Origin of the sequence: Paenibacillus caui (assembly GCF_019904135.1) — a bacterium.
In the GTDB taxonomy this organism is placed as follows: domain Bacteria; phylum Bacillota; class Bacilli; order Paenibacillales; family Paenibacillaceae; genus Fontibacillus; species Fontibacillus caui.
In genome coordinates this window covers 1-12,179 of record NZ_JAIOGQ010000037.1, presented here as the reverse complement: position 1 = coordinate 12,179, position 12,179 = coordinate 1, and the positions used below count along the sequence as shown (strand labels likewise).

12 protein-coding genes and 1 pseudogene are annotated in these 12,179 nt (G+C 50.2%); 7 read left to right on the top strand and 6 right to left on the bottom strand.

Features of this window, described 5'->3' with window-relative positions:
* Positions 1-2: 2 nt before the first annotated feature.
* The gene (locus K7397_RS18440; RefSeq protein WP_223069757.1) at positions 3-1,274 is read left to right on the top strand and encodes a M20/M25/M40 family metallo-hydrolase; all 1,272 of its coding nucleotides are present in this window, start codon (positions 3-5) and stop codon (positions 1,272-1,274) included.
* Positions 1,275-1,403: 129 nt separating this feature from the next.
* Here the strand turns inward: K7397_RS18440 and K7397_RS18435 are convergent, their stop codons facing one another.
* Positions 1,404-2,345, bottom strand: coding sequence for a GNAT family protein (locus tag K7397_RS18435; RefSeq protein WP_223069754.1), 942 nt, complete (start codon positions 2,343-2,345; stop codon positions 1,404-1,406).
* 151 nt (positions 2,346-2,496) lie between these two features.
* Entirely contained in the window at positions 2,497-3,417 is a 921-nt protein-coding gene (locus tag K7397_RS18430; RefSeq protein WP_223069750.1) for a DMT family transporter, read from the bottom strand.
* A 247-nt stretch (positions 3,418-3,664) separates the two neighbouring features.
* Between K7397_RS18430 and K7397_RS18425 the strand changes: the two genes are divergently transcribed.
* From K7397_RS18425 to K7397_RS18415, 3 genes are read left to right on the top strand one after another with little or no spacing between them, the layout of a single operon-like run.
* Positions 3,665-4,312: a TetR/AcrR family transcriptional regulator gene (locus tag K7397_RS18425; RefSeq protein WP_223069749.1), complete on the top strand. Its 648-nt coding sequence runs from the start codon at positions 3,665-3,667 to the stop codon at positions 4,310-4,312.
* Positions 4,309-5,178: a hypothetical protein gene (locus K7397_RS18420; RefSeq protein WP_223069746.1), complete on the top strand. Its 870-nt coding sequence runs from the start codon at positions 4,309-4,311 to the stop codon at positions 5,176-5,178. The genes K7397_RS18425 and K7397_RS18420 overlap by 4 nt, the downstream gene beginning before the upstream one ends.
* Before the next feature lie 46 nt (positions 5,179-5,224).
* Positions 5,225-5,701 (top strand): flavodoxin domain-containing protein, encoded by a 477-nt coding sequence (locus K7397_RS18415; RefSeq protein ID WP_223069745.1) that lies wholly within the window; start codon positions 5,225-5,227, stop codon positions 5,699-5,701.
* A 19-nt stretch (positions 5,702-5,720) separates the two neighbouring features.
* Here the strand turns inward: K7397_RS18415 and K7397_RS18410 are convergent, their stop codons facing one another.
* A complete protein-coding gene (locus K7397_RS18410; RefSeq protein WP_337926759.1) occupies positions 5,721-6,302 on the bottom strand; it encodes a TetR/AcrR family transcriptional regulator in 582 nt (193 codons plus the stop codon).
* A gap of 106 nt (positions 6,303-6,408) precedes the next feature.
* On the opposite strand from K7397_RS18410, the gene K7397_RS18405 reads away from it, so the two are divergent.
* The gene (locus K7397_RS18405) at positions 6,409-6,972 is read left to right on the top strand and encodes a hypothetical protein (protein WP_223069739.1); all 564 of its coding nucleotides are present in this window, start codon (positions 6,409-6,411) and stop codon (positions 6,970-6,972) included.
* 143 nt (positions 6,973-7,115) lie between these two features.
* Here the strand turns inward: K7397_RS18405 and K7397_RS18400 are convergent, their stop codons facing one another.
* The 3 genes from K7397_RS18400 to K7397_RS18390 all read right to left on the bottom strand — a co-directional run bounded on the left by K7397_RS18400 (position 7,116) and on the right by K7397_RS18390 (position 9,243).
* Positions 7,116-7,625, bottom strand: coding sequence for a GNAT family N-acetyltransferase (locus tag K7397_RS18400; protein ID WP_223069736.1), 510 nt, complete (start codon positions 7,623-7,625; stop codon positions 7,116-7,118).
* A 541-nt stretch (positions 7,626-8,166) separates the two neighbouring features.
* Positions 8,167-9,015, bottom strand: coding sequence for a sulfurtransferase (locus K7397_RS18395; protein ID WP_223069733.1), 849 nt, complete (start codon positions 9,013-9,015; stop codon positions 8,167-8,169).
* 15 nt (positions 9,016-9,030) lie between these two features.
* On the bottom strand, positions 9,031-9,243 hold the full coding sequence (locus tag K7397_RS18390) for a hypothetical protein (RefSeq protein ID WP_223069730.1): 213 nt from the start codon (positions 9,241-9,243) through the stop codon (positions 9,031-9,033).
* Between the two features lie 751 nt (positions 9,244-9,994).
* Between K7397_RS18390 and K7397_RS18385 the strand changes: the two genes are divergently transcribed.
* Together K7397_RS18385 and tnpA are read left to right on the top strand one after the other, a co-directional pair.
* Positions 9,995-11,404, top strand: coding sequence for a deoxyguanosinetriphosphate triphosphohydrolase family protein (locus K7397_RS18385; protein ID WP_223069728.1), 1,410 nt, complete (start codon positions 9,995-9,997; stop codon positions 11,402-11,404).
* Positions 11,405-11,703: 299 nt separating this feature from the next.
* Positions 11,704-12,103 (top strand): annotated as a pseudogene (gene tnpA, locus K7397_RS18380) (IS200/IS605 family transposase).
* Positions 12,104-12,179: the final 76 nt, after the last annotated feature.

Below are 12,179 nucleotides of genomic sequence, written 5' to 3'. Positions count from 1 at the left end.
GCATGAATCAAAAGCTGGAATCAGATGAAGAAAAATACGTTGTCGCAAGCCAGGTGAAGGAGCTTTTCGAGCGCCTTTTGTCTACCCTCGAGGTTAAGCAGGGGCTGGATTTTTTGCAGGAAGATAACGACCGAACGACAGAGGAGCAAATTGAGCTTACAGCCATTGAGGCGCCGACTTTCAAGGAGGAAACGAGGGGGGCCTACTATAAAAAAAGGCTTGAGGAGCTGGGGATCAAGGATATTACAACGGACGAGGTTGGCAATGTTTTTGGCGTTCGTGCCGGAACCGGTGACGGCCCGTCGCTGGTCGTATGCGCCCATCTGGATACGGTTTTTCCGGCAGGGACAAATACAGTCGCGCAAAGAAGAGACGGGAAAATCTACGCACCGGGCATTTCTGATGACGGCAGAGGCTTGGCTGTTGTGCTTAGCCTGGTAAGAGCCTTGAACCACGCCGGCATTCGCACGAAAGGCGATCTGATCATCGGGGCGACGGTCGGTGAAGAAGGTCTAGGGGATTTGCGTGGCGTAAAGGGGCTGTTTGGCAGCAGGAACGATATTGACGGGTTTATTTCCGTAGAGCCGGGCGAGCCGGACCGGATTACTTATTTGGCTACGGGCAGCAAAAGATACAAAATTACTTTTAAGGGACCGGGAGGACACAGCTTTGGCGATTTCGGGACGCCAAGTCCGATTCATGCATTAGGGCGGGCGATTGCCAAGATAGCGGATCTAAAGACGCCGGACAACCCGAAAACAACCTTTAACGTAGGGTTGATTCATGGCGGAACGTCTGTGAACACGATCGCGGAGGCCGGGGAAATGGTATTGGATTTGCGTTCCACTTCCCAGGAGGAATTGCTGAAGCTGGAGGAAGAAGCTCTAGCGATCATCAGGAATGCGGCGGAAGAAGAGAACGCGAGATGGGACCAGGCCGGGGCGATTACCGTAGAGACGGAGCAGGTGGGCGACCGTCCGGCAGGTTCTCAAGACCCGGAATCGGTCATTGTGCAGGCCGCTGCAGGCGCAACCTCCGCCATCGGGTTTGACCCCGTGCTCGAGGGGGCAAGCAGCACGGATTCGAACATCCCGATCCATCTGGGCATTCCAGCCGTAACGCTTGGCGGAGGAGGGGACTTTGGCGGCTGTCATACCCTGGATGAGTATTATGACCCGACCGATGCGCACTTGGGCGCACAGAAGGTTTTTCTAACGATACTGGGGCTCGTTGGTCTGGAAGACGTAACGGAGCCGCTGCTTAGCAAAAGGTAAGCAGCGGCAGTAATGAGCGCATGACATGCTCCGAGGCCAAAGGCGATGGGGAATCCTGTGCTCGTTGCAGGGCTTGTCTGGCTGGTTCTTGGCAGTTCTTACAGCAAGAGCGGGGGCTGCTCCCATCGCTTAATTTGAAGCTGACGATTTGACCTTCCGGGCGTCCGAAAACCGGAGCCAATCCCGTCCGGCGCGCAGCACTTCCTTGTATCCAGGGGTTCTTAATAGATAATAAGGGGTGATTCTACCGCCCCAATTTGCTTTTGATGCGGCGACAGAAGAGATATTGGCTCCGGCAAAATCGAACTCTTTGAATCCGGAAGAAGCGAGGTCGAGCAAGGTAAACAGCTCCACTTGCTGGGCGACTCCTTGGGTCAAGTGCTCTGTTTTACTGCCTGCGATCCATTTGAATGGCCGGTTGTCGTCCAAAATAATAATGACATTGGCGCTCACCGGCTCACCCTCTTTAGAATAACAAACATAGGCGCGGAAGGCCTGTTCTCCAAGCAGGCTCTGCGCCATTTTCAAATCCTCGGGGCTTAGCTGATAATTGAAGCCCTGTCTGGATTCGGTTCCCTGCAGACATTGATAGACTTCCGTCATATCGAACGCTCTGGCCGAACGGTACCCTTGCTCATCGGCTTTGTTGATTTTTCTGCGAACGTTGGCGCCTGCCTGGTCAATGGAATAAGGCAAATCCGTCAAGTATGTATATTTGATATCCGCTTTGAATCCGTTCCAGAGAAAGGGGCGGATATCCACGATATCCGGTGTGAAAACGAAGCTGGCGGCTCCCCTTACTTTAAGCAGTTCAGGAATCATGGTTTTGGCGACTTCATGCCATTGTCTGCCGAGCTTAATCACTTTATCCGTTGGCGTGGAATGGAAACGGACCGGATGGTAGGGGTTGAGCGGCGGAAGATACAGCTTCCCGTGTTGATTGAGAAAAAACAACGCTTCGCCGTAAGCGGGTGAGTTCGGTGCCCGAAACTGAACCCGTCTCGTTCGGCAATTCCATTTTCGTTCGTTAAATTCGGCCCATTGCTGCAAAATATCCGGATTCAAATTCAACTTAAATGTCCCCCTTTGCGCCTGCGGTGGCTTCAAACATGCCACTTATCTTCGGCTGTCCGAAAGGCCTGCTTACTCCTCATCCTATGACCCATTTCCGTAATCTATGAGCAAATACGAAGGTTAGTGATTTAGAAAATGATGCTATCCGCTAAACCTCTTTTTCCCATTGAGCCTGATGGGGATGACAGCCGTCCGCTTTTCGGGGGCTTTTTTTACTAGCCAGGAATACGCCTGCCAGAATGAAAGCCAGCCCGGTCAACAGGCTCCAATGGATATCTTCGTTCAGGAGCGCATATCCCCAAACAATGGCGCTGACCGGTACCAGATAAGTAACCATCGTTGCAAATTCAGGACTTCCCTTTTGGATCAGAAAGTAAAAGAGAATATAGGCGAAGCCCGAGCCGAATACCCCCAGGCCAATCAATGCGCTGATACTAACGGCTGACGGGAGCTGCAGGAGGGAGTCCGGTTCAACCAGCAAGGCCACGATGCCGCTTCCGATCATGGCGGAGATCAAGGTGCCGAAGGTGACCTGGTACATCGACAGGCCCTTCAGACGTTTGGACAAGTGGGATCCCACCGCATAGCAGAGTGTTGCGGCAATCATACCTGCTGCTCCCAATGGATCAACCGAGATGATGGAAACGGGATTAACGCCGACCAGGATAAGCAAACCGGCTAGGGATATGATCATGCCCAACCATTGCAGCCTGTTCGTTACCGCCCCGAAAAACAGAACACCGATGATGACTGTCCACAGCGGCGTTGTTGCGTTCAGTACCGATGCCATGCCGCTTGTCAGTTTCGTCTCGGCGAAACCGATGAAAGCCCAGGGAATGGCGGTGTTGATCAAGGCCATCACGGCCATGGGAATCCAGCGGATCTTTCGGATGTCAAAGGGCTTGCGCATAATGAGCATCACGGCAATGATGACAGCCAATCCGAAAGCGGACCTGAAGAAGGCAATCGTCCATGGTCCGTAATCATGAAGCAGTATTTTGATGAAGAAGAAAGAACCTCCCCAAATCAGACTGAGGGAGAGTAAAGCAAAATATAGCGAGCGAGGCACAGGTAATCCCTACTTTCCATTGAAGTGAATCAATCTCCATAAGTGCTGTTGCTAGTATAACAAGCCTCCTCCAAAAAACAAGATTTGACATTTCTTCCGAGCCTCTAGGAGCCGTTCTCCATTTGTATATTTTGTGAAATCATTTGCAGGTAGTTTTTATTTGTGAAAAAAAGCAGTAATATTAGATTGTGTCGAACAGTGTTTAACTTATAATCAGTGTTCAAAATTTGCTTAAAAGGGGATTTATATGATGGGCATAAAGGAGCGCAAGGAACGGGAAAGGGAAGAAAAACGGCAATTCATTTTACAGGCTGCACGCGAGATTATGATTTCGGAAGGCGTCAAACAGGTATCGATCCGAAAAATAGCCCGAAAAATGGAGTACTCCCCTGCGATTATATACCATTATTTTCGGGATAAGGACGACATCATCAATCAAATCATGAAGCAGGGCTATCAAGAAATGATCAAATCGCTCGATGCCTCAAATAGTCCGGAGGATGAACCGCTGCTGCAATTGAAGGAGGGGCTGCGAACCTACATTGCGTCGGCGCTAAACAACCCGGAAGAGTATAAGTATATGATGCTGAACGATTCCCCGGCGATCTTGGCGCATACCTCTGTTTTGCAGGAAGGTTCCTCCGCCAAAAGACAGGCCTTGCAAATGCTGTGCGGAAACCTGAAACGGATTTATCAAACGGTGCCGTCTGGAGAACAGGAGATTGAGCTTAGGGCGCAAGTCATTTGGACCGCAACGTTCGGTCTCATTATCCGCATGATGATCGAGAACGATCTTCCGGAGCAGCAAAAGAACAGTCTGATCGAGCAGCATATTACGATGATGGCCGACGGGATCATGCAAAGTCAGTCGTCCAAAGGCGGGGGAGCAGCGTGAAGTATAAAACGTCAATCAACTGGCTGGTTCTGGGCATTAGCATTTTGTCGTTTACCGCGGCAGCCTATGGAATTTTCTTCAATTCAGGACAAGGCCCTTATTCCATCACCTCTTTTCGTGGTGAGATTGTACACCTATACGGCAAGGGCTTGTACAAAAATGATTCCGTATCAGCGGCCGCGCAAATGATAGGTCAGGATATCGTTACGTTAGCGCTCGGTTTGCCTCTGCTGAATATAGCGTTGTATTTTTCGAGAAAAGGTTCCCTCAAAGGAAGACTGCTGCTTACGGGAACGTTGGGATATTTTCTGTATACATATATCTCGTACGCATTTCTTGCCGAGTATAATCCTTTTTTTCTCGTCTATGTAGCATTGATGTCTGCCGCGTTATTTGCTTTTACGCTATCACTGATGTCGTTTGATTTGGGGAAAATCGGTTCATACTTCAGCCCGAAACTGCCCACCGGGTTTATCGGCAGCTTCCTTTTGTTTCTATCTGTCGCAGTTTTGCTGATGTGGGTTTCGAAAATCGTTCCCCCGTTGATCAACGGCACGATTCCTTTCGGCTTGGAGCATTATACAACGTTAGTCATTCAGGCCATGGATCTGGGTTTTGTCGTTCCTGCCGGAACGCTGTCTGGGATTCTATTTCTAAGGCGCCATCCGTTCGGGTATTTGCTTGGTTCGGTCATTATTATGAAAGGAATTACGATGCTGACGGCTATAACAGCCATGATTATCGCTCTGGCCTTTGCGGGGGTGAAAATAAGGCTCGCCGAAGTGGCGCTGTTTCCCCTCTTTAACGTCGTTGTCATTTATGTGTTTGTTCTGATTATGAAGCATCTGAAAGAAAATGAGGCCTGAGGTGGGGGCGGCAAACAAAAATCATAACCCGGGAGGGATTGGAAGAATGGCTACGCTCATCATGTACACAACCAAGCATGGTACGACGGAAAAAGCGGTGAACCTGCTGAAGCAAAAACTGGCGGGCATGGTTCATGCCGTTAATATTAGTCGGGAAAAGGTTCCGGCTCTTGAGGGGTATGACACAGTCATTATAGGCGGATCGATTTATATGGGACATATACAGAAGGAACTGACGAAATGCATAAACAAGTACTTGCCGACGCTGCTTGCAAAGAAAGTGGGGTTATTTATATGCGCCGGCCATCCCGACTCCAAAATGCTGGCTAAGGAAATGAAAGAAGCTTTTCCAGCAGCATTATACGAGCACGCCATCGCCAAGGAAATCTTCGGGTATGAATTCAATTATTCCAAACTTCATGTGATGGAAAAATGGATACTCAAACAGGTTGCGGGAGTGAAGGCCAGCCGGTTTGCATTGTCGGAAGCAAAAATCGATGGGTTTTGCGCGCGTTTCTCTTAGCTGCCTTCCGGAAACCCCCTCAACCCTTGAAAATGCGATCCAAATGATTGGAAACGATTCGCATCAAGTCCTCTTCACGTACCCGTTCCGGAAAAATCGTCCGATGAACGACCAAGCCGTCTACCAACGCGTGCAGTCCCTTCGTCTCATGCTCGGCGTCGATCCCGGCTTTAGCCAGCTTTTGCAGGATCAGGCTGTCGATCATTCTCCGGAACCCGTCATAGAGCTCGTCGTGTATTTCGAGGCTTATCGCGCGGATAGCTGGATTGGAGATTGCTTTACCGGCAAAAGTGAGCCATAATTCGGCTTCGGCCAAGCGCTGCTCGTCAAGCGGAAGCAATTCCGCGATAATCATCTCGATGTCGCGGCGGATATCCCCGGTAAACGGCAGCAGCTCTATGCGTGAATTAACTCGCTGCGTGACAAGCTGCATAGAGAACGTAAGCAGCTCGGCTTGGGTCTCAAAATAATGGCGCAGCGATCCAAGAGATATCCCCGCTTCATTCGCTATGCGACGAGCAGAGAAACCTTCCAGACCTTCCCGTCGGATTACCCGCCAAGTCGCTTCCGCTAATTGTTCTTTACGTTTTTGATGATCCACGATTTTCGGCATAGTTTTATTATAGTCAGGATTGTTTTTTAGCACAAGTGTGTTATAATAACCATGCTTTATAATACGATTGTATTAAAAAGGAGCTGGATATACGATGTTATCCGTCTTTATCGTCGGCTGCGAAATCGCCTTTTGGTTATTCGTGCTTGCCGGACTGGTGTGCCGATACCTTTTAAGGCTAAATAAGACGGGAATGGTGCTGCTACTCTTGACCCCGGTTGTAGATTTAATCCTTCTCGGAGTGACGGTCGTTGATTTACAGCGCGGTGCAGCAGCCGGTTTCGCGCACGGTCTTGCGGCCGTCTATATTGGTGTCTCGATCACTTATGGACATCGCATGGTCCGATGGGCGGACATCCGCTTTGCGCACCGTTTCGCAGGAGGACCTGCCCCTGTGAAAAAGGCCAAATTCGGGAAGGAGCACGCCAGAAACCAACGGCATGGCTGGTTCCTTCACCTGGTGTCGTGGGCTATCGGGTGCAGTTTGCTGTACGGCATCATCCTGTGGGTCAACGAGGACAGCCAAACGGAAGCTTTGCTGCAGGTGATCCGTCTATGGTCGGTAGTGCTGGTTATCGATTTTCTGATCAGCTTCAGTTATACGTTATGGCCGCGCGTACCTAAGGAAACCACTGCTTCGAATCAAAAGGACTCATAAGGAAATGGAAGAGGACTTTCCCGCAGCATGAAATGAGCAGGCGATCTGGGGGGGAGAAGACAAGCCAGTTTGCATTGTCGGAAGCTGAATCGACTCCTTTTGCGAGAGAGTCTGTTGTAAGGCCGTTATAGTCGAACTGGAAATTATCCGTTATTACCGTCTTTGTTCAATAAAAGCTGGTAAAAATGCACATCCTGCCATTCCCCGAACTTCAGGCCCACTTCTTTAAAACAGCCAATATAGGCAAAACCGAATTTTTCGTGCAGCTTGCGGCTTGCTTCATTTCCGCCGACCACGCCGCTTACGACGTTATGATAACCGAGCTCGGCAGCGCGCTTCAAAATTTCGGCCACCAGCACGCTGCCGATGCCCTGGCCCCGAAATTCGGAGGCGATGTAAACGGACAGCTCCGTGGAATAGGCGTAGGCGGGCTTGGCCCTGAACGGACTGAGGCTGCTGTAGCCGGCGACTTTTCCATGAAGCTCCGCAATGATAAGCGGATAGTTTTCGCCGTATTTATCGAACCAGACCGTCCGTTCCTCAAGCGTCTGAGCCTGCAGGTCAAAAGTGGCGGTGGAATTCAGAACCGCTTCATTGTAGATGTCGAGCATTTCCGGCAAGTCCTCAAACAGCGCTTCCCTCAGTTTGATCATTTTCGTTCCTCCTCTAATGTTAAGCTGATGTTGCCTTTAGTGTATATAACAAGAATGTGAATGATTTCATGTATGATAAACACAAGGACAATAACTGGAATAAGTGGGATATTCGCAACAAAAGTGAACCCGTCCGCGAACCACATGGGTGCCAGTATAAAAATAACCATCAATAAATAAGCAAATTTCATATAATGCTCTCGAAACCAATCATTTTGAATGAAAGGTGTCCATTCTGACAACTCCATATGTTTATACGGTAAATGTCGAAACCACTGGATCATAACTATCCTCGCCTTTCTAGTACAATTAATTAGCAGAGTTATAAATATTAAAAATTATATATGAGTTCACGCATCGCCGCCCTATAAGACATCATAATGAATAAAAATGCACGCTCGTTTCAGAGCTTCATGTAAGTACTTTCAAGAGTTGAGTGTTGACTACTTGTTGACTTCGAGCATAACAAATACATCGCCCAAGGCGCGCGGCCCACATGGCGATGTATTCAAATTTTAGATACTGCTATGTGCCTCCCGACTTACTCTTTCCCCGTCGCAATCGGATTCTCCTCATAGCTAATCCAGTCACTCCAGCTACCTGGATACAGCTTCACCTGCGGATAGCCGAGCCGGTGGAGCGCCAGCACGTTCGGGCAGGCGCTGACGCCGGAGCCGCAGTACACGATCACCTCGCGGCCCTTGTCCAGCGCCTCGGTGACCGGCGCAAGCTGCTCGCGAAGCTCCGGCTCCGCTTTCCACGCGCCGCGCTCGTCCAGCACGTCCTTCCAGAACCGGTTGATCGCGCCGGGAATGTGCCCGGCGGCTTTGTCGATCGGTTCTTCCAGTCCCGCGTAGCGCCCCGCTTCGCGCGAGTCGACGAGCAGCACGTGCTCGTCTCCAAGCGCCTCCCGCACCTCGCTAACGTCAGCCAGCATCGCAGGCTGAACACTCGGTGCGAACGTGGCCGGCACGACCACGCGCTGGTCTGTCGTAACCGGAAAGCCGCTGGCTTTCCAGACCGTGAAGCCTTCGTCCATGACGGACACGGCTTCATGGCCCAGCCAGCGGAGCAGCCACCACAGCCGCGCTGCGACCATGCCGCCTTGATCGTCATAGGCGACGACGCGCGACTGGTTGCCAATGCCGGCGCGGCTGAGCCGCGCAGCCAGAACCTGCGGCTCCGGCAGCGGATGCCTTCCGCCGTGGGCGCTGATCTCGGCAGACAAATCCTGCTCCAGATCGAGATACACGGCGCCCGGAATGTGGCTCTCGTCATAAGCCTGCCGTCCGGCCCCGGGACGGGACAGCTCGGAACGGCAGTCCACGATGACGAGATCGGGCTCGTACATGCGCGCCAGCACCCATTTTTTCGAAACAATATCATTCATCGTTCAGGCCTCCTGTTACTTGCGGATTTCATAAAACTGGCATTCCCGGCGGGGATGATAAGACAGATCGCTGACACCGGACTGCGTGATCACGGTTTCGCCGGTGAAGCGGATGATAAGCGTGCTTGCGTCAATCAGATGATCATCGCGGAACACGCGGATGCGCAGCTTCAGGTCCGCAGCTTCCTGAAAATCGGCATCGGTCAGAAGCTCTCTCGTAATAGGCATAGGAATGGAATCTCCTTTATTTATAAAATGTAAATTAGACATCCATGCCGCTAATGCGTCCACGGATGATGAAAATGCAGCGCAGCTGCCCTGAACAATAAACATTGACCGGAGGGTAACAATTATTTTCAGGATAGATGAGCTGGTAAGGTTACTGCAAGTTTAACCGAAACATGTTGATGCGGGCTGCTAATTCCGCTTTCTTTTGCCGCAAAGTCTGCAAATTTGAAAATGCTCATTTCATATATTATTGTAACTGCATACAATCAGGTTGAAAATGACCGGCTGAAAATTAACTCTTTAAGTTCCGGTCCGCCGCGGCTACAATAGCATAAAGCACTGCTTGCTTTCTAAGAAAGGGCCGAACCCTCATTGTTTGATGTTAAGCTTTTTACGAAATTTAGGGTCACGGCTTATCCCCTTACAGCAGAATCCCCGCTTTGGAGCGCTGTTATAAGTCTGGCATTTATAGGTTAGTCAATAGAGCATACGGATTCTATATAAGTTGAACTAAAGAACATCATAGAGAACGGAGAAGATGGATGGATTCTGAAGAAGCGAAGCGTTCGCCTTTGCCCCCGGATTTCCCCATATTCAGCTTATTCAATGAAATCCGGGGGGAACAGCGATCGTAGGAACTATCCATCTTCGCAGTGAAGCATGATTCCATTATTGGTTCAACTTATATAGAATCGTGATCGGTGTATTTCCTATACTTTATCTTTTGCATAGAAACAGAGGAGTGCAGCATATGAATATCCAGGAATTGAGACAACATCGGCAGTATCCCGATAATATCGGACATGAGACCAACCGCGCGACGTTCGAGCGCGATTATTCGCGCCTGATTCACTCGCCGACCTTCCGGCGCCTGCAGGGCAAGTCGCAGGTATTCGGGGCGGGGACGGGCGATTATTACCGCACAAGGCTGACGCATTCGCTGGAGGTTGCCCAGATTGCCAGGGAAGCGGCACGGAGCTTGCTCCGGGCTTACCCGGCGGTGGCTACGGAAAGAGCAGGGCACCCGGGCCTTATTATTGACCCGGAGGTTGTGGAGTGCGCGGCGATCAGCCATGATTTCGGCCATCCTCCCTTTGGCCATAAAGGGGAAGAAGTACTGGAAGGGATACTGGAGAAGCTGATTGAGGACAAGATCAAGCAGGCGCTTAACGGCCGCAAGGTTTCGCCTGCCGAAGCAGCGCGAACGCGGGAGGCGATCCGGCGGAAATACGAGCATTTTGAAGGCAATGCGCACAATTTCCGGCTCATGATGTTTTTGGAGAAGCGCGAAAATATCGACGGCCTGAATCTGTCCGACGCCGTCCTGCTCGGGACCAACAAGTATCCTTATCCTGGAACGGAGAACAAGAAAGGCCTGTATCAGCATGAGTGGCAGTATATTTCCTTCATCCGGGACCGCTGGGCAATTCCGGAAGGAAAGAAGACGCTGGAAGCCCAGCTTATGGATCTGTGCGACGATATCGCTTATTCGGCGCACGATCTGGAAGACGGAATTAAGGCGGGCAAAATCGAGGTGCATGAGCATTTCCTCAAAGACTCGCACATCCAGAGACTGATTGTGGAGAAAATCATGACGCTGGACGACTTTTTCTGGGATGGATGGACGCCGGAAAAGGTCCAGGTCAAGGTAGAGGAAGTGCTGTCGTCTTTCCTGAAAATCTGGAATAGCAAAATGCCGACCTGCAACCATGATTATTCCCGGACCCGGCGGGAGGTTAAGGCCTATTGGGTCAGCCTGTTTGTAGGCAGTCTTGGCGTCATTGCGGACGGCAACTGGCAGAAGGTTACATTTGTAAAAGAGGGCTACGAGGATGAAGACATGCTGCGGACGGTCAGCGTGCTGAAAAGCTTCGCCTGGGTCACGATGATCCGCGACCTCAGGGTCCAGCGTTTGCAGAAGCGGAGCGCCTGGGTCATCAAACGGCTGTGGGACGCTTTTGTCGATCCCGAAACGTCAAAATCAATCATTCCCGGCGACTGGCTGCGGCGTTTTGACGCGGATCAGCGAAAGGCAAATCCAATCTGGACTTGGGAGCACATGATTATCGATTATATTGCGGGAATGACGGACGCCTACGCCGAAAAAATATACAATGAGCTGTACGGACTTAAGGTCGGTACGATTTACGATCTGGACTAGCCAATCGGACAGGCAGGATGAATCACCGGCATAAAGCACAAGGCCCCGGGCTGCTTATGGAAGCAGAACCGGGGCCTTTTCCTGTTCTGAAAGCGAAGTGCCTGTCTTTTTACAGATTTTCCGAACGGGAAAGCCCACTACGGTGCGATAGCACCCCCTTTAGGGGTGGGATGATAGTGAGGTCGGATACGAGTGCCCTAAGAACTGAAAGGTTTGTGGCGCTTCAAGTATCCGAAAATTTCACTCTTTTTTATTGCATGTCCGTTTCAGTTTATAAATAAAATGGATACAATGTGTATATGAACGAATATAGAAGAACAAACACAACCGTATCATTAATCAACTATCATTTCGTTTTTTGTCCTCGGTATAGAAGAAAAATATTCCTTCGTACTGATGTAGAGGAACGCTTTAAACAGTTGGTACAAGAAATATGCGAAGAATTGAAAATTGTCATTGTTGCTTTAGAGTGTGACAAAGACCATGCACATATGTTTCTTAATGCACTACCAACGCTTAGTCCGGCTGATATTATGGCAAAAATCAAAGGAGTGACTTCTAAAAAGTTAAGAGAGGAATTTCCTCATCTAGGGCATTTGCCGAGCCTATGGACACGTTCCTATTTCGTATCTACCGCAGGGAACGTACCCGAGCGCAACGATTAAGCGTTATGTTGAACAACAAAAAACAAGGGGGTGAATCGATTGATATTTGCCGAAAGGAGACTGAAATGTCACAAACGATAACGGTTAAAATCAAACTGCTTCCAACGAAA

What these genes read in the sequence shown, in the direction of transcription:
- K7397_RS18440 (WP_223069757.1), top strand. Translation starts at nt 3, where the DNA reads ATGAATCAAAAGCTGGAATCAGATGAAGAAAAATACGTTGTCGCAAGC.
- K7397_RS18415 (WP_223069745.1), top strand. Translation starts at nt 5,225, where the DNA reads ATGGCTACGCTCATCATGTACACAACCAAGCATGGTACGACGGAAAAA.
- K7397_RS18405 (WP_223069739.1), top strand. Translation starts at nt 6,409, where the DNA reads ATGTTATCCGTCTTTATCGTCGGCTGCGAAATCGCCTTTTGGTTATTC.
- K7397_RS18390 (WP_223069730.1), bottom strand. Translation starts at nt 9,243, where the DNA reads ATGCCTATTACGAGAGAGCTTCTGACCGATGCCGATTTTCAGGAAGCT.
- K7397_RS18395 (WP_223069733.1), bottom strand. Translation starts at nt 9,015, where the DNA reads ATGAATGATATTGTTTCGAAAAAATGGGTGCTGGCGCGCATGTACGAG.
- K7397_RS18425 (WP_223069749.1), top strand. Translation starts at nt 3,665, where the DNA reads ATGATGGGCATAAAGGAGCGCAAGGAACGGGAAAGGGAAGAAAAACGG.
- K7397_RS18400 (WP_223069736.1), bottom strand. Translation starts at nt 7,625, where the DNA reads ATGATCAAACTGAGGGAAGCGCTGTTTGAGGACTTGCCGGAAATGCTC.
- K7397_RS18385 (WP_223069728.1), top strand. Translation starts at nt 9,995, where the DNA reads ATGAATATCCAGGAATTGAGACAACATCGGCAGTATCCCGATAATATC.